The 24,940-nt window shown below is 70.1% G+C and carries 17 protein-coding genes; 13 read left to right on the top strand and 4 right to left on the bottom strand.

What is annotated here, in order from left to right; translation table 11 throughout:
- Window positions 1–26 precede the first annotated feature (26 nt).
- The 6 genes from FNH04_RS16610 to FNH04_RS16585 all read left to right on the top strand — a co-directional run bounded on the left by FNH04_RS16610 (window position 27) and on the right by FNH04_RS16585 (window position 7,656).
- Window positions 27–755 (top strand): glycoside hydrolase family 12 protein, encoded by a 729-nt coding sequence (locus FNH04_RS16610; protein WP_194236704.1) that lies wholly within the window; start codon window positions 27–29, stop codon window positions 753–755.
- Between the two features lie 141 nt (window positions 756–896).
- Window positions 897–1,952 (top strand): LacI family DNA-binding transcriptional regulator, encoded by a 1,056-nt coding sequence (locus FNH04_RS16605; RefSeq protein ID WP_152784962.1) that lies wholly within the window; start codon window positions 897–899, stop codon window positions 1,950–1,952.
- Window positions 1,953–2,023: 71 nt separating this feature from the next.
- Entirely contained in the window at window positions 2,024–3,346 is a 1,323-nt protein-coding gene (locus tag FNH04_RS16600) for an ABC transporter substrate-binding protein (RefSeq protein WP_152784960.1), read from the top strand.
- Window positions 3,347–3,348: 2 nt separating this feature from the next.
- Entirely contained in the window at window positions 3,349–4,269 is a 921-nt protein-coding gene (locus FNH04_RS16595) for a carbohydrate ABC transporter permease (protein WP_152784958.1), read from the top strand.
- Window positions 4,266–5,090 (top strand): carbohydrate ABC transporter permease, encoded by an 825-nt coding sequence (locus FNH04_RS16590; protein ID WP_152784956.1) that lies wholly within the window; start codon window positions 4,266–4,268, stop codon window positions 5,088–5,090. Before FNH04_RS16595 ends, FNH04_RS16590 begins: the two co-directional genes overlap by 4 nt.
- Before the next feature lie 100 nt (window positions 5,091–5,190).
- Window positions 5,191–7,656, top strand: a complete 2,466-nt coding sequence (locus FNH04_RS16585; RefSeq protein WP_152784954.1) for a CBM35 domain-containing protein — start codon at window positions 5,191–5,193, stop codon at window positions 7,654–7,656.
- A gap of 85 nt (window positions 7,657–7,741) precedes the next feature.
- Here FNH04_RS16585 and FNH04_RS16580 read toward each other — a convergent pair whose 3' ends face one another.
- Window positions 7,742–8,929 carry a sulfotransferase family protein gene (locus tag FNH04_RS16580; RefSeq protein ID WP_322723176.1) on the bottom strand — a complete coding sequence of 396 codons (1,188 nt, stop codon included), beginning with the start codon at window positions 8,927–8,929 and terminating at the stop codon, window positions 7,742–7,744.
- Window positions 8,930–9,364: 435 nt separating this feature from the next.
- On the opposite strand from FNH04_RS16580, the gene FNH04_RS16575 reads away from it, so the two are divergent.
- Window positions 9,365–10,822, top strand: a complete 1,458-nt coding sequence (locus FNH04_RS16575) for a family 43 glycosylhydrolase (RefSeq protein ID WP_152784968.1) — start codon at window positions 9,365–9,367, stop codon at window positions 10,820–10,822.
- A gap of 57 nt (window positions 10,823–10,879) precedes the next feature.
- Here the strand turns inward: FNH04_RS16575 and FNH04_RS16570 are convergent, their stop codons facing one another.
- The 3 genes from FNH04_RS16570 to FNH04_RS16560 form a co-directional block, all read right to left on the bottom strand.
- Window positions 10,880–12,040, bottom strand: a complete 1,161-nt coding sequence (locus FNH04_RS16570; RefSeq protein WP_322723175.1) for an AI-2E family transporter — start codon at window positions 12,038–12,040, stop codon at window positions 10,880–10,882.
- 242 nt (window positions 12,041–12,282) lie between these two features.
- Window positions 12,283–14,343, bottom strand: a complete 2,061-nt coding sequence (locus tag FNH04_RS16565) for a glycoside hydrolase family 31 protein (protein WP_322723174.1) — start codon at window positions 14,341–14,343, stop codon at window positions 12,283–12,285.
- 94 nt (window positions 14,344–14,437) lie between these two features.
- A complete protein-coding gene (locus FNH04_RS16560) occupies window positions 14,438–15,451 on the bottom strand; it encodes a LacI family DNA-binding transcriptional regulator (RefSeq protein WP_152784952.1) in 1,014 nt (337 codons plus the stop codon).
- Between the two features lie 339 nt (window positions 15,452–15,790).
- Here FNH04_RS16560 and FNH04_RS16555 point away from each other — a divergent pair, with 339 nt between their 5' ends.
- From FNH04_RS16555 to FNH04_RS16530, 6 genes are all read left to right on the top strand, one after another.
- A complete protein-coding gene (locus FNH04_RS16555) occupies window positions 15,791–16,600 on the top strand; it encodes a GH12 family glycosyl hydrolase domain-containing protein (RefSeq protein WP_152784950.1) in 810 nt (269 codons plus the stop codon).
- 135 nt (window positions 16,601–16,735) lie between these two features.
- The gene (locus FNH04_RS16550; protein ID WP_152784948.1) at window positions 16,736–18,685 is read left to right on the top strand and encodes an acyl-CoA dehydrogenase family protein; all 1,950 of its coding nucleotides are present in this window, start codon (window positions 16,736–16,738) and stop codon (window positions 18,683–18,685) included.
- A gap of 138 nt (window positions 18,686–18,823) precedes the next feature.
- Window positions 18,824–19,312 carry a hypothetical protein gene (locus FNH04_RS16545; RefSeq protein ID WP_152784946.1) on the top strand — a complete coding sequence of 163 codons (489 nt, stop codon included), beginning with the start codon at window positions 18,824–18,826 and terminating at the stop codon, window positions 19,310–19,312.
- Between the two features lie 27 nt (window positions 19,313–19,339).
- Window positions 19,340–22,102, top strand: coding sequence for a preprotein translocase subunit SecA (secA, locus tag FNH04_RS16540; protein WP_152784944.1), 2,763 nt, complete (start codon window positions 19,340–19,342; stop codon window positions 22,100–22,102).
- Window positions 22,103–22,226: 124 nt separating this feature from the next.
- Window positions 22,227–23,492 (top strand): 1-deoxy-D-xylulose-5-phosphate reductoisomerase, encoded by a 1,266-nt coding sequence (gene dxr, locus FNH04_RS16535; RefSeq protein WP_152784942.1) that lies wholly within the window; start codon window positions 22,227–22,229, stop codon window positions 23,490–23,492.
- Window positions 23,489–24,793, top strand: coding sequence for a M50 family metallopeptidase (locus FNH04_RS16530; protein WP_152784940.1), 1,305 nt, complete (start codon window positions 23,489–23,491; stop codon window positions 24,791–24,793). Before dxr ends, FNH04_RS16530 begins: the two co-directional genes overlap by 4 nt.
- Window positions 24,794–24,940 lie beyond the last annotated feature (147 nt).

Here is a 24,940-nt window from a genome sequence, read left to right as displayed (position 1 = left end):
TCCCCCCACCCATGGAAAGGGACACCATGGCAACACGCACGCTGAGCAGGATCACCAAGGTCCTGCTGGCCCCCGCGCTCGCGCTCGGCGCCACCATCGGTCTCGCCTCCGCCCCCGCCTCGGCCGCCGTCTGGAACTCCTGCGACCAGTGGGGCAACACGAGCCTGAACGGCTACACCCTCTACAACAACATCTGGGGCTCCGGCGGCGGCAGCCAGTGCATCTGGGCCAACTCCGGCACCAACTGGGGCGTCTGGGCGAACCACCCCAACACCGGCGGCATCAAGTCCTACCCGAACGCCAAGAAGGTGGTGAACAGGTCCATCACCTCGATGTCGTCGCTCAACAGCAGCTACAACGTCACGGTCCCGTCCTCGGGCGCCTACAACACCTCGTACGACGTCTGGGACACGGACTACGACTACGAGATCATGCTCTGGGTCAACTACAACGGGGACGTCGGCGCGCTCGGCTCCTACCAGGGCAACGTGACGCTCGGCGGCCACAACTGGAACGTCTACAAGGGCCGCGTCACCCGGGCCGACGGCACGTACTGGGACGTCTTCTCGTTCCTGCGCACGTCGGACTCCACCTCCGGCACGGTCCAGATCCTCCCGGTCCTGAAGTGGATCAAGGACACCAAGGGCTGGATGGGCAACGAGACCATCGGTGACGTCCAGTTCGGCTTCGAGATCACCTCGTCCTCCGGCGGCCTGGACTTCCGTACCAACAGCATGTCGATCAGCAGCAGCTGACCTGATACGCCCGGACCGGTGCCGTACCCCCACGCGGCGCCGGTCCGGGCCTGTGTCTCCCGAGAGCCGGGCGCACCCAGCCGTGTGAATCCGTCGTTACGGTCTCTTGACGATCCAAGTGTGACCGGTCACGCTCTTGGCATGAATATGACCGGTCACACAAGGCGCCCGGCGAGTATCAGGGACGTCGCGAGCGCCGCCGGCGTCTCGTACCAGACGGTCTCCCGCGTGATCAACGACCACCCGAGGGTCAAGCCGTCCACCCGTGAACGGGTCCTCGCCGCCATCGACGAACTGGGCTTCCGGCGCAACGCCACCGCTCTCGCCCTGGCCAGCGGACGCACCCGGGCCGTGACCGTGCTCACCGGCAACACCACCCACTACGGCTACGCCTCGATCCTCCAGGGCGTCGAGGAGGCCGCCCGTGCCGCCTCCTACGCCGTCGGGATCGGCGTCCTCGAATCGGCGGACGAGACCACCGTCGCCGCCGAGGTGCAACGCGCGGCGGACGCGGGCGACGGACTGATCGTGATCGCCTACGATCCTGCCGGGGTACGTGCCCTGAACGCGGTCCCCACCGGCCGGCCGGGGGCTCCGGCGCTGCCGGTCGTCGGCGTCGTCGAGACCCCCGCGACCCCGCCCGGCGGCGACCGCCCCTGGGTGTGGACCGACGACCGCGAGGCCGCCTACGAGGCGACCCGCCATCTGCTCTCCCTCGGCCACGAGACCGTGCACTACGTCGCCATCCCGTCCAGCACCCGGCGCACCAGCGCCCGCACCAGCGGCTGGCGCCGGGCGCTCAGAGAGGCCGGAGCGCCCGAACCCCGCCCCCTGCAGGGCAGCTGGGGCCCGGCGGGCGGTCACACGGCGGGCCGGAGACTCGCGAAGGACCCGTCCGTCACCGCGATCCTGTGCGGCAACGACGACCTCGCCCTCGGAGTGCTCCGCGCCCTGCACGAGAACGGCCGCGCGGTCCCGGACGAGGTGAGCGTGGCCGGGTTCGACGACGCCCCGCACGCCGCCTATCTGACCCCGTCGCTGACGACCGTACGCCTGGACTTCACCGGCCTCGGGAGGGCCGCGTTCGCCCTGCTGCACCGCGTGCTGGAGCAGTCCGCGCCGATCGCCCCGCACCCCGTCTCCGCACCGCAGCTGGTGGTCCGGGAGAGCTCGGGGCCGCCGCCCGCCACCACCTGAACATCCCGTACGAGCACAGCCTGTTCCGCATCCTGCCCTGCCCTGAACCACCCGTTCGTGAAAGGCAAGCGATGAAGACGAGAGCTCTGCCCGCCCTGGCCCTGATATGCGCCGTGAGCCTGGCCGCCACCGCGTGCAGCGACCCCACCGCGGGCGACTCCGGTACGGACACGACGAACGCGGCGGTCGACCCCACCGCCCGCCTCGACGGCGTGAAGCTGACCATGTGGACCGCGCAGAACACGGTCAACGCGCCCGAACAGGTCATCGACGCCTTCGAGAAGGCCACCGGCGCCGAGGTGGAGACCCAGGCGATCCCGGACCCGTACGAGTCGAACGTGCCGACCAAGCTCGCCTCCGGCGACCGGCCCGACCTCATGTTCTGGCAGCCCTCCATCTCCACGCTGCCCTTCGTCCAGCCCCGGCAGAACCTCCTCACCCTCGACGGGGAGGAGTGGGTCTCGAAGCTCGGCGACACCGAGAAGTCGCTCGGTGTCATCGACGGCAAGCGGTACGCGGCGATCGTCACCAGCCCCGCCATGCTCGGCGTCTACTACAACAAGGACGTCTTCCGGCAGGCCGGGCTGAGCGAGAAGGACTTCCCGAAGTCCTACGACGAGCTGCTGGCGCTCGGGCGCACCGTCAAGGACAGGACCGACGCGGCCGCCTTCTACGAGGCCGGCGGCGACAAGTGGCCCCTCCAGTGGCAGATGCAGGTCCAGCTCACCGACCTGGACAAGCAGTGGTGGGCCGGCCTGAACGAGAACAAGGAGAAGTGGACCGACCCGGTCGTCGTCGGCGCCATCAAGAAGTACAAGGAGAAGCTGCTCGACGCCGGGCTCGCCCAGAAGAACCACCGCACGGGCACCTTCACCGGGCAGGCCGACGCGCTGTGGAAGGGCGAGGCCGGCATGGTCCTCAACGTCACGTCCTTCCAGAGCCAGTTGCAGGCCAAGTACTCCACCGCCGAGATCGACAAGAGGATCGGCTGGTTCCCCATCGCCAACTCCTCCGCGACCGGCATGTACTCGCCCGACCAGACCAACGGTGTCGTCGCCTTCAGAACCGGTGACGAGAAGCGGCAGAACGCGGCCCGGCAGTTCCTCGCCTTCTGGCTCGGCCCCGACTACGCCGACTACGTCGAGGCGATGAAGATCCCGTCCGTGCAGCCGTCCGTGCCCACGCCCGACGGCCTCCCGCAGACGTCCAAGGACCAGGTCGCGGCCCTGCCCACGGCCATCGGGGTCTTCCAGGCCAAGGCGATCGTCGCCCCGGACACGCACCTGTACCTCGCCGACATGCTCTACGGCAAGAAGAGCCCGCAGCAGGTCGCCCAGGCGGTCCAGGACCAGTTCGCGCAGGTGGCCAAGGCCCAGGGCGCGCCCGGGTTCTGACCATGACCGACACCGTCGTACGTGCCGAGCCCGCGCCGGTCACGGGCGCGCCGAAGAAGGCGGGACGGCTCCCGCGCGCCGCCGTGCACCACCCCTGGTGGTTCGCGCTCCCCGCGATCGCCGTCTTCACGGGCTTCTTCCTGGTGCCCAACCTGCTCAACTTCTACTACCCGTTCACCGACTGGTCCTCGTACCACCCGGACATCGCCTTCACCGGCCTCGACAACTTCCAGACCATCGCCGACGACGGCTCCCTGCTGCGCGCGATCCGCACGACCCTGCTCTACGCCCTGCTGGCGGCCCTGTTCCAGAACGGCTTCGGGCTGGTGCTGGCGCTGCTGCTGGAGGCCGACACCCGCTTCAACCGGTTCTTCCGCGCCGTGTTCTTCCTCCCGGTGCTCATCTCGGCGCTCGCCACCGGCTACGTCTTCCAGGCCCTGCTCGACCAGGACGGCGCCGTCAACTCCGTCCTGGGCACGGACGTTCCGTGGCTGGGCTCCACGACCTGGACCCTGGTCCTCGTCACCCTCATCCACGGCTGGAAGTGGATGGGCCTGTCCATGCTGATCTATCTGGCCGGGCTCAAGGGCATCCCCGGCGACATGCTCGAAGCCGCGCGGATGGACGGCGCCGGGCCCTGGCGGACCTTCTGGTCGGTGCGCTGGCCGATGCTCGCGCCCGCCGTCACGTTCAACGTCACCACCGCGCTGATCGGCTCGATGAACACCTTCGACATCGTGCAGGCCACCACGGGCGGTGGCCCCGCGGCCTCCACGGAGGTCTTCAACATCTACATGTTCCGGATCTTCGGACAGGGCCTGTACGCCCAGGCCTCCGCGATGAGCCTGGTCCTCTTCCTGGTCGTGGTCGCCGTGGCGATCCCGCTGGTCATCGGGCTCAGGCGAAGGGAGCAGACGCTATGACGGCGGTGTGGCGCCACGGCCGCCCGGCCCTGGTCCTCCTGCTGGCGGGGCTCGCCGTCGGCGTCCCGCTGTGGCTGGTCGTCGTCACCTCCGCGAAGCCGCAGGCCGAGGCCATCAGGCCCAACCTGGACCTGCCGCGGCGGTGGCAGCCCGGCTCCAACTACGAGGACGCCGTCAGCCAGGGCGAGATGCTGCGCGGCTTCCTCAACTCGCTGCTCGTCGTGGTGCCTTCGGTGGTCCTGGTCCTCATCCTCGGGGCCGGTGCCGCCTGGGTCTTCGCGCGCCGCAAGTCCGGGCTGGTCTCGGCCGCGTACGCGCTGTGCATAAGCGGACTGCTGCTGCCGCCCGCCGTCATCACCATCGTCATGGAGCTGCGGCAGCTCGGGCTCGCGAACACCCGGCCGGGAATGATCGCCGTCTACACCGGCATGTATCTGTCGACGTCGATCTTCTTCATGACCGGCTTCATCCGCGCCATCCCCGTGGAACTGGAGGAGGCCGCGCGGATCGACGGGGCGACGCCGTCACGGATCTTCGTACGGATCGTCCTTCCGCTGCTCAGGCCGGTGATCGCCACCGCGACGATCATGGTGATGCTCTACGCCTGGAGCGATGTCTTCTACGCGTTCTTCGTCCTCGGAGGCGGTGAGCGGGCGACCCTCCCGCTGAACCTGTACCAGGTCGCCAGCGCCCAGCTCTACCTCAACAACTGGCATCTCGTCTTCGCGTACGTCGTGGTGATGAGCCTGCCCATGGTCGCCGTTTTCCTGGTCGGCCAGCGAAAGATCGTGTCCGGAATCACCAGTGGAGCCGTCAAATGACCGGAGGTCCAACCGCGTGATCACCCCCACCCGTACGCGAGCCCGCACGAGATCCCCCCTCAGAACCACCTTGATCACAGCACTACTTGGAGTCACCGCAATGGCAGGCACCCTCCCCGCAGCCGGTCCCGCGTCAGCGGCCGACCCGCAGCGCCTCACCGTCGACCTGTCCGCCTCCGAGGGCCCGGTGATGCTCGGCGCCAACGGCGCGCTGTACGGGCTCAGCGACGACGGCGTGCCCAGTGACGCCGCTCTGGAGCCCCTGAAGATCACCAGCATCTCGCAGAAGCCGGAGGGCGGTGCCCAGCACCCCAACGGCGACGCGCTGACCGTCTCCAAGTCGTTCTTCCGCAACGGCGGCGGTGAGATCAACGTGATGATGCAGGACATCTACGCCAAGTGGCCGTACGAGGACCTCGGCATCGACGACTACCTGCCCAAGGTCGACAAGATCGTCAAGGAGGTCGCGGCCGACCCCGACAGCGACCGCTTCGTCTACATCCCGTTCAACGAGCCCGACCAGATCTGGTACAAGCTCGGGGTCTCCGACCAGGCGGAGTACGAGGTCAACCGTGACCGGTTCTTCAGGGACTGGAAGACGGTGTACCAGCGCATCCGCGCGATCGACCCGGACGCGAGGATCGCCGGCCCCAACGAAGCCGGTTACCACACACGCCTGCTCCGGGACTTCCTCGCCTTCGCCAAGCGCGAGAACGTCCTGCCCCAGGTGATGACCTGGCACGAGCTGGGCTCCGGCTCACTGCGGGACTTCCAGGGGCACTACGACGACTACCGCTCCCTGGAACGGGAGGTGGGCATCGCCCCGTTGAAGATCAACATCGACGAGTACGCCAACCGCCGTGACCTGTCCGTCCCGGGGCAACTCGTGCAGTGGGTCTCGATGTTCGAGCGGAACAAGGTGTACGCCAACCAGGCCTACTGGGACGCCGCCGGCAACATGGACGGCAACGTCGTCCGCTCCAACATCCCCAACGGCGGCTGGTGGTTCTTCCGCTGGTACGCCGGACTGACCGGCGACACCGTCAAGGTGACCCCGCCGCAGGCCAACACCATCGACACCCTCCAGGGCCTCGCCTCCCTCGACGCCTCGCGCCGCCAGGCCCAGGTCCTGCTCGGCGGCTCCGCCGGTGACACGGACGTCGTCGTCGAGAACGTCTCCCGGTCCGTCTTCGGCCGCACGGTCACCGCGACCGTCGCCGAGGCCGCCTGGTCCGGCTACGAGGGACAGCACGCCGCGCCCCGCGTCCTCGCCCGTACGAAGGTCAAGGTCGCGGACGACGGCACGGTGACCGTCCCGCTGCGCGGTATGCACAAGATGTCCGCCTACCGGATCGTTTTCACCCCCGGCGGCTCCGGCACCCCGGCCGCCGCCTCCGTCCCCTGGTCGGCGTCGTACGAGGCCGAGGACGCGGCCATCACCGACGGCAAGGTCTACACCCAGGGCACGGTCGGCAACGCCAACGGCTACGCGGCCTCCGGGACGAAGGACGTCGGCTCGCTCAACACCGCCACCAGCAAGGTGGCCTTCACGGTGACGGTGCCCAAGGACGGCACGTACGACCTGGCGATCCTGTACGGCAACCAGTCCGGCGCACCGGCCACGCAGAAGCTGTCGGTCGACGGCGGTGACCCGGTCACGGTCACCTACCCCTCCACCGAGAACTGGACCTACCGCGCCAAGAAGGACGTCACGGTCCGGCTCCCGGCCGGCACCCATGTGCTGACGCTGGCCAAGGGCGACAACGAGGTCACCCTCGACCGCATCGACCTGACCGCCCGCGCCGCGGCGCCGTCCGCGTCGTACGAGGCCACGCTCGCCGACATCAGCGGCAAGCCGTCGTACGACTACTCCTCGTCGGCCGGGGTGGGGGCCGGCGCCCTCGTCCTGCGCTCCGGCGACAGGGCGGTGTTCGACGTCTACGCCCCGCGCGACGGCTACTACACGGTGGCGCCGAGGGCCTCGGCGGGGGTGAAGCTCGCCCTGCACGGAGAGTCGGTGACGGCGGCGCCCGGAAAGCCCCTGCGGCTGTACCTCGTGGCGGGCAACAACCGTGTCGCGATGACCGCCGGGTACGCCTCCGTGCGCTCCCTCGACGTCTCGGGCGACGGATCGGCCTCCGGCACGCTCTCCTACGAGGGCGCCTCGGCCACCCTCGCGGGCGGGGCCAGGCTCGTCGACTCCGCCCACGCCTCCGCGGGCTCGTACATCGGCTGGCTCGGCAACGGCGCCTCCAGCACCGCCGAGTTCACGGTGGACGCGCCCCGGCCGGGCCGTTACGTGCTGGTCGTCCACTACGCGCACAACGACCGGCGCGACAACGGCCACGCCTACAACACGGACATCATGTCCCGGACGGCGGACATCACCGTCGGGACCGGCGCCCCGCGCACGGTCACCTTCAAGAACACCTGGAGCTGGGACGACTACTGGACGGTGGGCGTCCCCGTCGACCTGAGGAAGGGCACCAACAAGGTGACGTTCGGCAACGCGAGCGCCTGGGCGCCGAACATCGACCGGATCGAACTGGGCCGGGTCGTGGGCTAGGGCGTGAAACACGCCCTGGCCGCACGGGCTGTTCCACGAGGCCTCGGCCACCGGCGCCTGCTGGTGGCCGAGGCCGTTTCCCGTCTCAGGCCCGGTCCACCTCGGCCCGCAGGGCGTTGTAGCCGGCGAAGGCCGACTCGATGTCGGCGCGGGTCAGGCCGTAACGGGACAGGTCGTACGTGTGGGGCCGGGCGCCCTTGGGACGGGCGGCGACCTCGGGGAGCCGGGCGGCGGCGTCGTCGGTCCAGCGGGCGCCGATGGCCTCGTAGAGCTTCGGGGCGCCCTTGGCCGGGTCGGACCCGAGCCAGGAGTACGGGACGTCCACCAGTGCCTCGCGGGGGACGGCGGCACGGGCGGCGATACCGTGGCGCGCGGAGCGGCTCAGCAGTTCCAGCCAGGTGGCCCCGAGGCCGTGCAGGTCGACGGGGTCGAGGGCGCCGTTCATGCCCTGCTCGACCAGGCTGCAGAACGACGCGACGACCGTCGCCGGGTCCCGGTGGGTCCACACGAGCGTGGCGTCGGGGAAGACGGTGCGCAGCGCGTCGAGGTTCTCGGTGTGCATGGGGGACTTCAGCACCCAGCGGCGGCGCGGGCGGCCGTACTGCAGGACCTGGTACACCTGCTTGAGGTAGCGGTAGTCGGGGACGAAGTCCCGCTCGTAGTGCCAGGCCTGGTAGGCGGGTATGCGGGCCTGGGACAGCGGCACCAGGGCGTGCGGGAGGAGGAAGGTGCACTCCTCGGGCCCCTCGGCGGTCATGGGGTGGATGTCGCGCAGGCGCGGGGCGAACAGGTTGATGCCGTCGACCCAGCGGCGCGCCGACGTGATCGCCTTCCGCCGCTGCCCGGGCGACGCGTGGAGGCCGGGCGTGAGCAGCTCCCACACCAGGGGGCAGCGGTGCTCGTCCGAGAGGGACAGCACGCCGTGGGTGAGCGTGGTGGCGGTACGCGGCAGACCCACCACGAACACCGGTTTCTCGATGGGCTCCCGCTCGATGGCGGGGTTCTCCGCGATCAGCCGCAGCACCCGGGCCCGGTTGGTGAGATGCCTGCGGACATGGGCCCGCGCGGCCTGCCAGCCGACCGGAGTGAGGTCCGGGTCGCCCGCCCAGTGACGCAGCAGGAACCGGAAGCCGTCGACGAACGACTCGTCACCATCCGCCTGCCCGGCCTTGGCGGCGATCCGGTCGAAGACCCGGTCCGGAGAGCGACGGGAGCCGGACGCCGGCCGCAGCAGCAGGTTGGCCAGGGTCAGAGCTGACTGGGCGGAGGGCACAGGTGTGTCCTTTCCGAGAGGTGCGGACGGACGGGAAGCGTTGCGCCGAACCTGCGGGGTCCGGAAGAAACGGGGAGTTGTCCCCGGAAGTCTACGCTGCCCGTTCCGCCGAACCGGCAACCTTCGTCCGTCCGGCGGCAACCCTGGAGTGGACCGCCCTCGACGGGCGCGGTCACGGCGATCGGGTGACCCCGGCCGCAGCCGGCCTCCGCGGCTCGGTCACGGCCTGCGACGACCGCCTCCGCGTAACTTTTGGGGCGATTGTTCACACAGGTGTTGACGGGGGTGGATCACCACCCCTAACTTCTGGCCGAACTTCCGAACCTTGTTCGACATATCGGACGATAGGGCTCCTTCGGATCGACTGACGAAGGGACGACGACAGTGATCCGTACCCGTGCGGGACTCCGCGTGCGCAGGGGCAGATGGACGGCCATGGTCATCGCCGTGCTCACCCTGCTGCTGGGCGCCACCACCCAGCCCGCCGCTGCCGCGGACGGCCGGCCGTACACCAACCCGGTCAAGTCGCAGAAGGGCGCCGACCCCTGGATCGAGTACTACAACGGCAACTACTACATGATCACCACGTCCTGGTCGGACGTGCTGACCATGCGCAAGTCGCCCACCCTCGCCGGGCTCGCGACCGCCCCCAGCGTGCAGGTGTGGAAGGACACCGACACCAGCCGGGGCTGCAACTTCTGGGCCCCGGAGCTGCACTCCTTCAACGGCAAGTGGTACCTGTACTACGTCGGCGGCCGCTGTGTCAGCGACTACCTCGGCACCCAGCGCTCGCACGTGCTGGAGAGCGAGGGTTCGGACCCCATGGGCCCGTACCACTACAAGAACAAGCTCAAGCCCACCGACTCGGACCCCTGGCTGATCGACCCCAGCGTGATGGAGGTCGGCGGCAAGCTGTACATGCTCGGCAGCGGTGACGCGGCGCCCACCACCGGCACGCAGAACCTCACCATCGCGCCGATGAGCAACCCGTACACCGTCAGCGGCCCGCTCACCAACATCTCCCAGCCCACCCTGAGCTGGGAGCGGTCGGGCGGCAACGTGAACGAGGGCGCCGAGGTACTGCAGCGGAACGGCAAGACGTTCATCGTCTACTCCGCCAGCGGCTGCTGGACCCCGGACTACAAGCTGGGCCAGCTGGAGCTCACCGGCAGCGACCCGCTCCTGGCCTCCTCCTGGACGAAGAAGTCGACCCCGGTTTTCCAGCGCAATGACGCCGCCGGTGTCTACGGCCCCGGCCACAACGGCTTCTTCACCTCGCCCGACGGCACCGAGAACTGGATCGTCTACCACGCCCGCAACGACACCTCGACGAACGGCTGCGACAACAACCGCACCACGCGGGCGCAGAAGTTCACGTGGAACGCGGACGGCACGCCCAACTTCGGCACCCCCGTCGCCCTCGGCACCACCCTGGCGGGCCCCGCCGGGGAGACGGCGGCCACCCCGACCGCGTACACCCTGGTGAACCGCAACAGCGGCAAGTGCCTGGACGTCGAGGGCGGCAACACCGCCGACGGCACGAACATCTTCCAGTGGACCTGCAACGGCGGCACCAACCAGAAGTGGCGGATCGAGGACCTGGGCAACGACACCAGCCGTCTGGTGAACGTCAGGACCGGCAAGGTCATGGACACCACGAACTGTGCGACGGCCGACGGCACGGACATCCGGCAGTGGTCCTGGCTGAACAACAACTGCCAGAAGTTCCGCCTGGTGTACACCGCCACCGGTGACTACGTGCGGATCGTCAACGAGAACAGCGGCAAGGTCGCCGACGTCGCCAACTGCTCCGCCGCCGACGGCGCCGACGTACGCCTGTGGAGCTGGCTGAACAACAACTGCCAGCAGTGGCAGCTCAAGCCCACCACCTGACCGACCACGGTGAACGCGACGGTCCCGGTGCCCACCACGGGCACCGGGACCGTCGCGTCATGCCCGTGTCGCCGTCTTGTGCGCCCCGTGCCCGTCCCCGTACCGCCCCCGCAGCTCGGACAGCACTCCGAACACCGCCGCCGTGAGCGGCACGGAGAGGAGCATGCCGAGGATCCCGGCGATCGAGGCGCCCGCGGTGAGCGCCAGCAGGATCGCGGCCGGGTGCATCTGCACCGTACGGCTCTGGATCATCGGCTGGAGCACGTTCCCCTCGATGACCTGCACCGCGAGCACCACCCCCACCACCCACAGCGCCGTCACCAGGCCCCGGTCCGCGAACGCCACCAGGATCGCGACCGCGCCCGACAGGAAGGCGCCCAGATACGGGATGTACGCGCCGACGAACACCAGCGCCCCGAGCCCCATGGCACCCGGCACCTGGAGGACCAGCAGGCCGACGGCGATGAAGACGGCGTCGATGAAGGCGATCAGCGTCGTCCCGCGCATGAAGCCCTCGATCGCCTGGAAGGCGCGCCGGGCCATCACCTCCAGGGTCTCACCGGAGCCGCGCGGCGCGAGCGAGTGCAGGGACGCGACCGCCTTGTCGGAGTCGCGCAGGAAGAAGAACATCAGCAGCATCGCCAGGATCGCCATCCCGACGACCTCGCTGATGACACTGACCCCGCTGAGAACCCCGGAGGCCGCGGTGCCGCCGAACTTGGACAGCAGGTCCTTGGCGTTCCTGGCGAGGTCGTCCAGGGACGTCCCGGCCAGGCCGAACTGCTCACTGAGCGACTTCGCCGCGTTCCGCAGCGAGGAGATGATCTGGTCACCGGTGTCGATCAGCGCGGCCACCACGGTGTACGCGGCGCCGCCCATGACCAGGACCACGGCCGCGCAGGTCAGCCCGGCGGCCAGGGACCTGTTGAACCTCATCGCCACCAGCCGCCGGTAGAAAGGCCCGAGCAGCGCGGTACCGAGCAGCGCGAGCAGCACCGGCGTGACGGCGGTCTGGAAGGTGATGCACAGCCACACGCCCACCGAGACGACCCCGGTGACGAGCAGGGTGAGCGCGCTCCAGACGGCGATGTGCCGGGCGGGTTCCGGGAGGAAACCGCCGGGGACGCCCGCGCCCGCGCCCGCGCCCGCGGCCTCGGCCGCCCCGGGCCTGGCGAGCGGGACGCCCGCGGTGCGTATCGTCGTCCGTGTCCGGTGCACGGGCCGGCGTATGCGCCCGCCCCGGCGGTCCGGCCGTCCCCCGCGAGGACCTCTGCGGGAGTCTCCCGTACGGCTGCTCATCCTGTGTCATCTCCGCTCGCGCCCCGGCCGCTCCCCAAGATCACGCGGCGGCCGTCGGTGGCCCAGGGTAGACCCGGGCACGAGCGGGGATCCGGGGCGGGTGCGGTCGGCCCCCTCCTGCTCGGGGGCGACCGCGCCCGCACCGTTCCCGGCCGCCGCCGCTACTCGGCGGCCGGGAGGACCGGAAGGCTCGCCCCGTCCCGCAGGAACAGCGGGATACGGTCCAGCGGAGCGTCGACGGTCACGGAGGCACCGCCCTCGTACGTCTCACCGGTCCACGCGTCGGTCCAGCGCGCCCCCGCCGGGAGGTACGTCGTCCAGGTCGTCGCCCCCGCCTCCAGCACCGGAGCGACCAGCACGTCCGGGCCGAACAGGTAGGCGTCGTCCACCGACCACGCCGCCGGGTCCCCGGGGAACTCCAGGAACAGCGGCCGCATCACCGGCAGGCCCTCCTCGTGGGCCTCCCGCATGACCCTCAGCACGTACGGCTTCAGGCGCTCGCGCAGCCGCAGGTACTCCTCCAGGATCGCGCCGGCCTCCTCGCCGTACGACCAGACCTCGTTGGGGCCGCCGGTCATGGCCGGGCCGAGCGGCATGCCCGGGTCGCGGAAGCCGTGCAGCCGCATCAGCGGGGAGAACGCGCCGAACTGGAACCAGCGGACCATCACCTCGCGGTACGCCGGGTCGTCGGGATCACCGCCGTGGAAGCCGCCGATGTCGGTGTTCCACCACGGGATGCCGGAGAGCGCCGTGTTGAGCCCGGCCGCGATCTGGCGGCGCAGGGTGGGGAAGTCGGTGCCGATGTCACCGGACCACAGGGCGGCGCCGTAGCGCTGACTGCCCGCCCACGCCGACCGGTTGAGGCTGACGATCTCCTCCTCGCCGGACGCGCGCAGGCCCTCGTAGAAGGTGCGGGCGTTCTCGGCCGGGTAGATGTTGCCGACCTCCAGACCGGGGCCCGCCCAGTAGCGCAGGTTCTCCTGGAAGCCCGGCTTCAGCTCCGGCTCGCAGGCGTCCAGCCAGAACGCCTTGATGCCGTACGGCTCCAGGTAGTTCTCCTTCACACGCGACCACACGAACTCGCGCGCCTGAGGGTTCGTCGCGTCGTAGAAGGCCACCTGGACCGTCGAGGCGACCTCCTTGTCCGGCCAGTCGGCGTGCGCCATCGGGCCGTACTGGGTGCCGATGAAGTAGCCCCGCTGGTCCATGACCGGGTGGTTCTCGGAGAGCGGCGAGACCGACGGCCACACGCTCACCACCAGCCTGATGCCGAGCTCCTCCAGCTCGCGCACCATGGCCGCCGGGTCGGGCCACTCGTTCAGGTCGAACTTCCAGTCGCCCAGGTGCGTCCAGTGGAAGAAGTCGCACACGATCGCGTCGACGGGCAGCCCGCGCCGCTTGTACTCCCGTGCCACCGCGAGGAGTTCGTCCTGGGTGCGATAGCGCAGCTTGCACTGCCAGAAGCCCGCCGCCCACTCCGGCAGCATCGGCGTACGGCCCGTGACCGCGCTGTAGCGCCGCTGCGCGCCGGCCGGGTCGCCCGCCGTGATCCAGTAGTCGATCTGCCGGGCCGAGTCCGCCACCCAGCGCGTGCCGTTGCCCGCCAGCTCCACCCGGCCGATCGCCGGGTTGTTCCACAGCAGCGTGTAGCCCCGGCTGGAGGTGAGCACCGGGATACCGACCTCGGCGTTGCGCTGGACCAGATCGAGGACCAGGCCCTTCTGGTCCAGGCGCCCGTGCTGGTGCTGCCCGAGGCCGAACAGCTTCTCGTCGTCGTACGCGGCGAAGCGCTGCTCGAGGCGGTGGTGGCCGTTACCGACCGCCGTGTACAGGCGCGGGCCCGGCCACCAGAAGTGGGCGCGGTCCTCGGCGAGCAGCTCGACACCGTTGTCGCTGCGGACGAAGCGGAGTTGGCCCTCGGTGCTCACCTCCACGGTCAGCGCGCCCACGGTCAGCAGCCCGCGCCCGTCCTCGGTCTTGACCGTGCTCTCGGTGGCCGGCGGGGCGTCGAGCAGCGCGCCCGGCAGTCCGTCGAGGACCGGGCCGCCGAGGCGGGCGCGGACCCGGACCGCGTCGGGGCCCCAGGGCTCGACGCGTACGGTCTCCTGGCGGCCGCTCCACTCCAGCGCGCCGTCCCGCTCGCGGAACGTGCCGACGGTGGGGGAGGACTGCGCGAGGCTCACGGCGCTCGACGGGGTCGGGTTTTCGGCAGGCTGGTTCACGGCGGGGGCTCCTGGAGGAGTGCAGACAGGGTGCGCCGTGCGAGGCACGGCGGACGAGCGTGAAGCGGTGGGGGAACGGCGGGGCGGGGTGCGGTCAGCCGGCGGACGGCACCGGGCCGGTGCTCGCCCGTACCGTCAACTCGGGGGCGAGCAGCACGACTTCGTCCGTACCGCGCCCGTCCAGCTTGGCGACCAGATGCTCCACCGCGCGCCGGCCCATCTCCTGCGCGGGGATGGCGACCGAGGTGAGCCGCACCGACGCCTGGGTGGCGACCTGGTCCGGGCAGACGGCGATCACGGACACGTCCTCCGGCACGGCCCGCCCCTGCTGACGCAGCAGCGCGAGCAGCGGCTCGACAGCGGACTCGTTCTGCACGACGAAGCCCGTGGTGCGCGGGCGCTCGTCGAAGACCCGGGCGAGGGTCACGGCCATCACGTCGTACCCGCCCTCGCACGGCCGGTGCAGCACCCGCAGCCCCAGCTCCTGCGAGCGGACCCTGAGCCCGTCGAGGGTGCGCTCGGCGAAACCCGTGTGCCGCTCGTAGACGGCGGGCGCCTCGCCGATCACGGCGATGTCCCGGTGGCCCAGCCCCGCCAGATGCTCGGCGCACAGCGCGCCCGTCGCGGTGAAGTCGAGGTCGACGCAGGTCAGCCCGGTGGTGTCGGCGGGCAGACCGATGAGCACGGACGGCTGGTTCGTCTGCCGCAGCAGCGGCAGCCGCTCGTCGTCGAGCTCCACGTCCATGAGGATCATCGCGTCGGCGAGCCCGCTGCCCGTGACGCGCCGGACCGCGTCGGGGCCCTCCTCGCCGGTGAGCAGCAGGACGTCGTACCCGTGGGTGCGGGCCGTGGTCGCCACCGCTATGGCGATCTCCATCATCACGGGCACGTACATGTCCGTACGGAGCGGGACCATCAGCGCGATGATGTTGGACCTGCTGCTCGCCAGGGCCCGGGCGCCCGCGTTCGGGTGGTAGCCGAGCTCCTGGATGCTCCGCTCGACCCGCTGCCGGGTGCCCGCGGAGATCGACCGCTTGCCGCTGAGGACATAGCTCACCGTGCTCGCCGAGACTCCGGCGTGCTGGGCGACCTCGGCGAGGGTGACCATCCGGCTCTCCAAGCATGGTGTGAAGCGCTTCGACAGCGCGCTTCTTCGGACAAAGACGAGTGAGGGTGGGTCGACAGTAGCCCGACGGTGGGTGGGTGTCCATAGGTTGTCGAAGCGCTTCGACGGCGACTTTCCGGGGTGAGGGTGTCGCCGTGGTCCGGGAGTGCCGGTTCGTCCCCGGATCGTCGTTTCCGGGGAGGCCTCCTGCCTACCACGAGCGGCCCGTGGGGGCCATGGAACGGCGGGTGCGACGGGTGCGGTCCGCACACCACGGCAACCTTCCGCGGACCCGGCGGCCACTGAAGGGACGTACGCGAACGGCCCCTCGGAAGGACCCCCATGCAGCACCGCCGCCCCCGCCTGTCCCGCAGAGCGAAGATCGCCACCGCGGCCGTCACCGCCCTCGCCGCCGGAGCCTCCGTCACCGTCGCCATGGCCGGGGAGGACGCCAAGAAGTGCACGGCCTTCGACACGATCACGCTCGGCAAGTACTACGTGAACAACAACCTCTGGGGCCAGGACAAGGGCAAGGGCACCCAGTGCGTCTGGGACAACTCCCGCTCCGGCTCCACGATCTCCTGGGGCACCGACTACACCTGGGCCAACAGCGCCGCCGGCAAGGACCACGACGTCAAGTCGTACGCGAGCAGCGTGCTCGGCTGGCACTGGGGCTGGAAGGTCGACAAGGCGTCCACCGGACTGCCGGTCAGGGTCGGTGACCGCAAGCCCGTCAGGACCACCTGGGAGTTCTCCGTCAGCTCGAACCCCGGCACCATGAACGTCGCGTACGACCTGTGGCTGCACACCAAGAACACCGCCGACTGGCAGGACCAGCCGACAGACGAGATCATGATCTGGCTGAACCGCCAGGGCGGCGCCGGCCCGCTCGGCACCAAGTACGGCAGCGTGAGTCTCGGCGGCGCGATGTGGGACATCTACCAGGGCGACATCGGCTGGAAGGTGTACTCCTTCGTCCGCCGCTCCAACACCACCAGGGCCACCCTCAACCTCGACGACTTCACCCAGGCCCTCGTCCGCCGCAAGCTGCTGAGCAACGACAAGTACGTCTCCGGCATCGAGGCCGGTACCGAGGTCTTCAAGGGCTCGGGCCGTCTGGACACCAGGAAGTACTCGGTGGACATCGGCTGACCCCGGGGTGGCGGGGTTGGGCCGATCGCTGCACGAGGACTGGTGAGCGTGCCCGGAATCGGGTACATACGATCGAGTAGCACCGGTCAGTAACGAACCGGCCCCAAGATCCCTATTCGCGGCGAGGTGAGCCTCATGTCCGCAGCACCCGCATCCTCTTCGTCCCGTCCCGCTGTGACCGAGCGCGAGGCTCGCCGGGTGGCGGAGGCCGCCCGTGAGCAGGACTGGCGCAAGCCCAGCTTCGCCAAGGAACTCTTCCTCGGCCGCTTCCGGCTCGACCTGCTCCATCCGCACCCGATGCCCACCGACGAGGCCGCGCAGCGCGGCGAGGAGTTCCTCGCCAAGCTGCGCGACTTCTGCGAGACGAAGATCGACTCGGCCGTCATCGAACGTGACGCGCGGATCCCGGACGCGGTCATCGACGGGCTCAAGGAGCTCGGCGCCTTCGGCATGAAGATCGACACGAAGTACGGTGGTCTCGGCCTCACCCAGGTGTACTACAACAAGGCGCTCGCCCTCGTCGGCTCCGCGAGCCCCGCGATCGGCGCCCTGCTCTCCGCGCACCAGTCGATCGGCGTACCGCAGCCGCTGAAACTGTTCGGCACCCAGGAGCAGAAGGACACGTTCCTGCCGCGCTGCGCCCGCACCGACATCTCCGCCTTCCTGCTGACCGAGCCCGACGTGGGCTCCGACCCGGCCCGGCTCGCCACGACGGCCGTACCCGACGGGGACGACTACGTCCTCGACGGCGTGAAGCTGTGGACCACCAACGGCGTGGTCGCGGACCTGCTCGTCGTCATGGCCCGGGTCCCGAAGTCCGAGGGCCACAAGGGCGGGATCACCGCGTTCGTCGTCGAGTCCGCGTCCGAGGGCATCACCGTCGAGAACCGCAACGCCTTCATGGGCCTGCGCGGCCTGGAGAACGGCGTCACCCGCTTCCACCAGGTCCGCGTCCCCGCCGCGCACCGCATCGGACCCGAGGGCGCCGGGCTGAAGATCGCCCTCACGACGCTGAACACCGGCCGGCTCTCCCTGCCCGCCATGTGCGTCGGCGCGGGCAAGTGGTGCCTGAAGATCGCCCGCGAGTGGTCGGGGGCGCGCGAGCAGTGGGGCAAGCCGGTCGCGCTGCACGAGGCGGTCGGCTCCAAGATCGCCTTCATCGCCGCCACCACCTTCGCGCTGGAGGCCGTGCTCGACCTGTCCTCCCAGATGGCCGACGAGGACCGCAACGACATCCGTATCGAGGCCGCACTCGCCAAGCTGTACGGCTCCGAGATGGCCTGGCTGATGGCCGACGAGCTGGTCCAGATCCGCGGCGGCCGCGGCTTCGAGACCGCCGAGTCACTCAGGGCCCGCGGGGAGCGCGCGGTTCCCGCCGAGCAGATCCTGCGCGACCTGCGCATCAACCGCATCTTCGAGGGCTCCACCGAGATCATGCACCTGCTGATCGCGCGTGAGGCCGTCGACGCCCACCTGTCCGTCGCCGGGGACCTCATCGACACGGAGAAGTCCCTCTCCGACAAGGCGAGGGCGGGCGCGAACGCCGGAGTCTTCTACGCCAAGTGGCTGCCCAAGCTGGTCGCGGGCGCGGGCCAGCTGCCGCGCGCGTACGGCGACTTCCACCCGCGGGGCCACGTCGACCTCTCCGGCCACCTCCGCTTCGTCGAGCGCAACGCCCGCAAGCTCGCCCGCTCCACCTTCTACGCCATGTCCCGCTGGCAGGGCCGTATGGAGACCAAGCAGGGCTTCCTCGGCCGGATCGTCGACATCGGCGCCGAACTGTTCGCGATGAGCGCGGCCTGCGTGCGCGCCGAGCACCTGCGCACCACCGGGGACCACGGCCGGGAGGCCTACCAGCTCGCCGACGCCTTCTGCCACCAGGCCCGCATCCGCGTGGACGAGCTCTTCGCCCGTCTGTGGACCAACACCGACGACCTCGACCGCAAGGTCGTCAAGGGCGTCCTGTCCGGCACCTACGAGTGGCTGGAGCAGGGCGTCGTCGACCCCTCGGGCGAGGGCCCGTGGATCGCGGACGCCACACCCGGTCCCAGTGAACGGGAGAACGTCCACCGACCCATTCGTTGACGTTCTCCACAAGAATTCACCGCCGTCCCCGTCCGTCATTCTGCTGCTTGCCGCCCGGAAATTCCGCGCCGACAATGGGCAGAAGGCGAACGGGGACGGCAGATGCGTCAAGGAATCGGCGACGGCCACGGAATTTCCGTGCAGCTGGAGTATGCCCGGCGCGAGGTCCGGCGCCTTCTCAGGGAGACGGACCGGGTGCGGGCACTGCGGGCGGCGCGGGACGAGGTGCTGCCGCTCGCCGAGAAGCTGCGCATCGCGGCCCCCGGCACCTTCGAGGCACACCGGGACGCGCTCGCCGTCCTGCTCAACGACTGTGCGCTGGCCGTGGTCGACGTGGCGCCCCGGCCGCCCGTGGCGCCCCTCGGCGCGGTCCGCGCCCGGCGGCTCGACCCGCGTGACACGGACGCCCTCCTGGACGCCGGACGGCCCGGCGAGCGGCCGGTGGTCCAGCAGCTCTTCCGTCATGCCCTCGCCATGGTCAAGGACCCCGTACTGCGCGAGGTGATCACAGCGAACCAGCAGGGCGTCCTCATTCTCCAGAGGGCGAACCACTTGATCCGGATGCTCGCGGATGCCGTCGACCCCGACGTTTTCCGGAGCGACCCCGCAATTCCGCTCAGCCCGTAGTTCCCGTAGTTCTTGGGGGTTCGGAAAATGCCCGCTCTCGGACTGGAAACCGTCACCGGCAGGATCATGCGCGCCGGCGAGGGCCGGACCCTGCGCCGCCTGCAGCGCATCGCCGACCAGGTCGCCTCCGTCGCGGAGGACTTCACCGGCCTCACCGACGCCGAGCTCCGCGCCCTCACGGACGAGTACAAACAGCGGTACGCCGACGGCGAGACCCTCGACGACCTGCTGCCCGAGGCCTTCGCCACCATGCGCGAGGCCGCGACACGCGTCCTCGGCATGCGGCACTTCGACGTCCAGGTCATGGGCGGCGCCGCCCTCCACCTCGGCAACATCGCCGAGATGCAGACCGGCGAGGGCAAGACCCTGGTGGCCACCCTGCCCGTCTACCTCAACGCCCTGACCGGCAGGGGCGTCCACCTAGTCACGGTCAACGACTACCTGGCCCAGCGCGACGCCGAGTGGATGGGCCGCGCGTACGAGTTCCTCGGTCTGAGCGTCGGCGTCGTCAGCACCGGCTCCACCCCGGCGCAGCGCCGGGCCGCGTACGCCCGCGACATCACGTACGGCACCAACACCGAGTTCGGCTTCGACTACCTGCGCGACAACATGGCCTGGTCGCAGGGGGAGCTCGTCCAGCGCGGCCACCACTTCGCGATCGTCGACGAGGCCGACTCGATCCTCATCGACGAGGCCCGCACCCCGCTGATCATCTCCGGCCCCGCCGACCAGGCCACCCACTGGTACGAGGCCTTCTCCAGTCTCGTGCGGCCCCTGCGGGGCGTCGAGATCCAGGAGCAGAACTTCGTCAAGCCCCAGGACAAGGAACGGCTGCGGGAACTGAGGGACGCGTTCCACTACGAGTACGACCCGAAGAGGCGCACTGTGGCCGTTCTGGACCGCGGCGTGGAGTACATCCAGGACCAGCTCGGCATCGACAGCCTCTACGAGTCCGACCACACCCCCCTCATAGGCCACCTCAACAACGCCCTCAGGGCCAAGGAGCTGTTCCGCAAGGACCATGAGTACGTCGTGATCGACGGCGAGGTCATGATCGTCGACGAGCACACGGGCCGTATCCTCGCCGGCCGCCGCTACAACGAGGGACTGCACCAGGCGATCGAGGCCAAGGAGGGCGTCCGGGTCAAGGACGAGAACCAGACCCTCGCGACCATCACCCTGCAGAACTTCTTCCGCCTCTACGAGAAGCTCTCCGGCATGACCGGCACGGCGATGACCGAGGCCGTCGAGTTCCACCAGATATACGAACTCGGGGTCGTCCCCATCCCGACCAACAGGCCGATGGTCCGCGACGACCAGCCCGACCTGATCTACCGCACCGAGAGCGCCAAGTTCGCGGCGGTCGTCGACGACATCGAGGAGCGGCACGCCAAGGGACAGCCGGTCCTGGTGGGCACCACCACCGTCGAGGTGTCCGAGGCGCTGTCCGGGCTGCTGCGCAGGCGGGGCATCCGGCACGAGGTGCTCAACGCGAAGAACCACCAGCGGGAGGCCCTGATCGTCGCCCAGGCGGGCCGCAGGGGCGCGGTCACCGTGGCCACCAACATGGCGGGCCGCGGCACCGACATCATGCTCGGCGGCAACCCCGAGGCCCTCGCGCTCGCCGAACTCCCCGACGAGGCGGACGAGGAGCAGCGCCGGGCGGTCGTCGACCGGATCACCGAGCGGGTCGCGACCGAACGCGAGCAGGTCACCGAACTCGGCGGCCTCTACGTCCTCGGCACCGAACGGCACGACTCCCGCCGTATCGACAACCAGCTCCGCGGCCGCTCCGGCCGGCAGGGCGACCCCGGCGAGTCCCGGTTCTACCTCTCGCTCCAGGACGACCTCATGCGGCTCTTCCAGTCCCACCTGGTGGACCGGGTGATGGCCGTGGCCAACGTCCCCGAGGACGTCCCCATCGAGAACAAGGTGGTCACCCGCGCGGTCGCCTCCGCCCAGGCCCAGCTCGAGCGGCACCACTTCGAGACCCGCAAGGAGGTCCTGAAGTTCGACGAGGTCCTCAACCGCCAGCGCAAACTCATCTACGCCGAGCGGCGCCGCGTGCTCGAGGGCGAGGACGTGCGCGAGCAGCTCCTGCACTTCATGGACGACACCATCAGCGCGTACGTCGAGTCGGAGACCGGGCAGGGCTTCGCCGAGGAGTGGGACCTGGACCGGCTGTGGTCCGCGGTCGAGCAGCTCTACCCCGTACAGGTCACCCTGGAGGACCTCGACGAGCAGGCCGGCGGGCGCGCGAACCTCACCGCCGAGGACATCGTCCGGGCGCTCACCGAGGACATCCACGCCCGGTACGCGGAACGTGAGGCGGAGCTCGGCGAGGAGGCGCTGCGCGCGCTGGAACACCGCGTGGTCCTCGCCGTCCTCGACCGCAAGTGGCGCGAGCACCTCTACGAGATGGACTACCTGCGCGACGGCATCGGGCTGCGCTTCACCCTCGGCCGCGAGCCCATCATCGAGTACGAGCGCGAGGGCTTCGACATGTTCGTCGCCATGACCGACGCCATCAAGGAGGAGTCCGTCGGCTACGTCTTCAACCTCGACCTCACCTCCCAGGGCCTCGCCCCCGACCGCGCCCAGGAGGACCTCCACTTCACCGCCCCGACCATGGACACGGCGGAGGGAGTGATCGAGGGCGACTTCGTCCCGGCGGACGAGGCACCGGAGGCGGAGGCGAAGGCTCAGCGGCCGGACCGGCCCGCGGGCACCGCCCGCCCGTCCAGGGCCAGGACGCGCCAGTCACGCGCGAAGCGCCGCCGCAAGCGGTAGGGGAGGAAAACGAGAGCGCGGGCAGCGCGGCGCGCGTCCCTCCGCGCAGGCGGACCGCGCGGGGAGACGGTCCACGCCCCCACGCGCTGTCCTGCCGGTCACCGTGTGCGGCCACAATGGAGGAATGACCGACAGCCCAGCCCCTCTCGCCGATCCACATCTCGTCTTCGATCCCGTCGCCGGGGTCCGGGACGTCGTGATCCTCGGATCGACCGGTTCGATCGGCACCCAGGCCATCGACCTCGTCCTGCGCAACCCGGACCGGTTCCGTGTCACCGGGCTCTCCGCCGCCGGGGGGAGGGTGGGACTGCTGGCCGAGCAGGCGTACCGGCTGCGCGTACGGGCCGTCGCCGTCGCCCGTGAGGACGTGGTCCCCGCGCTGGAGGAGGCCCTGAGAGGCCAGTACGGCACCGAGCCGCTCCCGGAGATCCTCGCGGGCCTGGACGCCGCCACCCGGTTGGCCGCCTCCGAATGCCACACCGTGCTCAACGGCATCACGGGCTCCATCGGCCTCGCGCCCACGCTGGCCGCCCTGGAGGCGGGCCGCACCCTCGCGCTCGCCAACAAGGAGTCCCTCATCGTCGGCGGCCCGCTGGTGAAGGCGCTGGCCGAGCCGGGCCAGATCATCCCGGTCGACTCCGAGCACGCCGCCCTCTTCCAGGCCCTCGCCTCCGGCACCCGGGCCGATGTACGCAAGCTGGTCGTCACCGCCTCCGGGGGCCCGTTCCGGGGCCGTACGAAGGCGGAACTGGCGAACGTCACCCCCGAGGACGCCCTCGCCCACCCCACCTGGGCCATGGGACCGGTCATCACGGTGAACTCCGCGACCCTCGTCAACAAGGGGCTGGAAGTCATCGAGGCACACCTCCTCTACGACATTCCCTTCGACCGCATTGAGGTCGTCGTGCACCCCCAGTCGTATGTCCACTCGATGGTTGAGTTCACGGACGGATCGACACTGGCCCAGGCGACGCCCCCCGACATGCGTGGGCCGATCGCCATCGGCCTCGGCTGGCCGGAGCGCGTCCCCGACGCCGCCCCCGCCTTCGACTGGAGCAAGGCGTCCACCTGGGAGTTCTTCCCGCTGGACGACGAGGCGTTTCCCTCGGTCGGGCTCGCCCGGCACGTCGGGCAGCTCGCGGGCACGGCCCCGGCGGTGTTCAATGCCGCCAACGAGGAGTGCGTCGACGCGTTCCTGAAGGGCGCGCTGCCGTTCGACGCGATCATGGATACGGTGACCCGGGTGGTCGAGGAACACGGCACACCCGGGACGGGAACCTCCCTGACCGTGGCGGACGTCCTCGAAGCCGAGACCTGGGCGCGCGCCCGGGCCCGGGAACTGACCAAGCCCACCCCGACCGAGCGGACCACCGCGGAGGCGCGTGCATGACCACCCTGATGACGATCCTCGGCATAGTCGTCTTCGTGATCGGCCTGGGGATCTCGATCGCGTGGCACGAACTGGGCCACCTGTCGACCGCCAAGCTCTTCGGCATCCGCGTGCCCCAGTACATGGTGGGCTTCGGCCCGACCCTCTGGTCGCGCCACCGGGGCGAGACGGAGTACGGCGTCAAGGCGATCCCGCTCGGCGGCTACATCCGCATGATCGGCATGTTCCCGCCGGGCAGGGACGGCCGCATCGAGGCCCGCTCGACCTCCCCGTTCCGCGGGATGATCGAGGACGCCCGCGCGGCCGCCTTCGAGGAGCTCAAGCCCGGCGACGAGAACCGCCTCTTCTACACACGCGCGCCCTGGAAGCGCGTCATCGTGATGTTCGCGGGGCCGTTCATGAACCTGGTCCTCGCCGTCGCGATCTTCCTCGGCGTGATGATGACGTTCGGCACCAACATGCAGACCACCACGGTCGGCAAGGTCTCGGACTGCGTCATCCAGGCCAGCGAGGAACGGTCGACGTGCGAGAAGGGCGACCAGGCCGCCCCCGCCAAGGCGGCCGGCCTCCAGGCCAAGGACAAGATCGTCGCGTTCAACGGCGAACCCGTGAAGGACTGGTCCACCCTCCAGGAGGACATCCGCGCCAACCCCGGCAAGGAGGTCACCCTCACCGTCGAGCGCGACGGCAAGCAGCTCGACCTGACCGCCACCCTCATCAAGAACCAGGTCAGCAAGACCGACGGTAACGGCGGCTATGTCGAGGGCCAGTACGTCTCCGCCGGCTTCCTCGGCTTCACCCCGGCCAGCGGCATCGTCCCGCAGTCCTTCTCGCAGTCCGTGGACCGCATGGGCGACATGATGGAGGACGGCGTTCAGTCGCTGCTCTCCCTGCCCGCCAAGGTCCCCGCCCTGTGGGACGCGGCCTTCGGCGACGGCCCGCGCGAGCCCGACTCCCCGATGGGCGTGGTCGGCGCGGCCCGTGTCGGCGGCGAGATCGCCAACCTCGACATCCCGGCCTCCCAGCAGGTCGCCACGTTCCTGATGCTGCTCGCGGGCTTCAACCTCTCCCTCTTCCTGTTCAACATGCTCCCGCTGCTCCCGCTCGACGGCGGGCACATCGCGGGCGCCCTGTGGGAGTCGGTGCGCCGGAACGCGGCCAAGGTGCTGCGCCGCCCGGACCCCGGCCCGTTCGACGTGGCGAAGCTGATGCCCGTCGCGTACGTCGTCGCCGGGATCTTCATCTGCTTCACGGTGCTGGTGCTGATCGCGGACGTGGTCAACCCGGTACGGATCTCGTAGCCGGTACGCGGAGGTACGCGACTCGTCACGTGGAGTTCACGGCGGCCGGGCAGGCTGGAAGCCCGGCCGCCGTCGTGTGGGGCGGAACGCACGCGAGCCGGTCCGGACGGGCGAGTGCCGGCCGGGCGGGTCCGGACGGGGCGGTCC

This window comes from Streptomyces phyllanthi, assembly GCF_009377205.1.
GTDB classification, from domain to species: Bacteria; Actinomycetota; Actinomycetes; order Streptomycetales; family Streptomycetaceae; genus Streptomyces; species Streptomyces phyllanthi.
This window is presented reverse-complemented; position numbering and strand designations above follow the sequence as displayed.

Coding starts and splice junctions, on each gene's coding strand:
- FNH04_RS16610 (WP_194236704.1), top strand. CDS start 27: ATGGCAACACGCACGCTGAGCAGGATCACCAAGGTCCTGCTGGCCCCC.
- FNH04_RS16605 (WP_152784962.1), top strand. CDS start 897: ATGAATATGACCGGTCACACAAGGCGCCCGGCGAGTATCAGGGACGTC.
- FNH04_RS16600 (WP_152784960.1), top strand. CDS start 2,024: ATGAAGACGAGAGCTCTGCCCGCCCTGGCCCTGATATGCGCCGTGAGC.
- FNH04_RS16595 (WP_152784958.1), top strand. CDS start 3,349: ATGACCGACACCGTCGTACGTGCCGAGCCCGCGCCGGTCACGGGCGCG.
- FNH04_RS16590 (WP_152784956.1), top strand. CDS start 4,266: ATGACGGCGGTGTGGCGCCACGGCCGCCCGGCCCTGGTCCTCCTGCTG.
- FNH04_RS16585 (WP_152784954.1), top strand. CDS start 5,191: ATGGCAGGCACCCTCCCCGCAGCCGGTCCCGCGTCAGCGGCCGACCCG.
- FNH04_RS16575 (WP_152784968.1), top strand. CDS start 9,365: ATGGTCATCGCCGTGCTCACCCTGCTGCTGGGCGCCACCACCCAGCCC.
- FNH04_RS16560 (WP_152784952.1), bottom strand. CDS start 15,451: ATGGTCACCCTCGCCGAGGTCGCCCAGCACGCCGGAGTCTCGGCGAGC.
- FNH04_RS16555 (WP_152784950.1), top strand. CDS start 15,791: ATGCAGCACCGCCGCCCCCGCCTGTCCCGCAGAGCGAAGATCGCCACC.
- FNH04_RS16550 (WP_152784948.1), top strand. CDS start 16,736: ATGTCCGCAGCACCCGCATCCTCTTCGTCCCGTCCCGCTGTGACCGAG.
- secA (WP_152784944.1), top strand. CDS start 19,340: ATGCCCGCTCTCGGACTGGAAACCGTCACCGGCAGGATCATGCGCGCC.
- dxr (WP_152784942.1), top strand. CDS start 22,227: ATGACCGACAGCCCAGCCCCTCTCGCCGATCCACATCTCGTCTTCGAT.
- FNH04_RS16530 (WP_152784940.1), top strand. CDS start 23,489: ATGACCACCCTGATGACGATCCTCGGCATAGTCGTCTTCGTGATCGGC.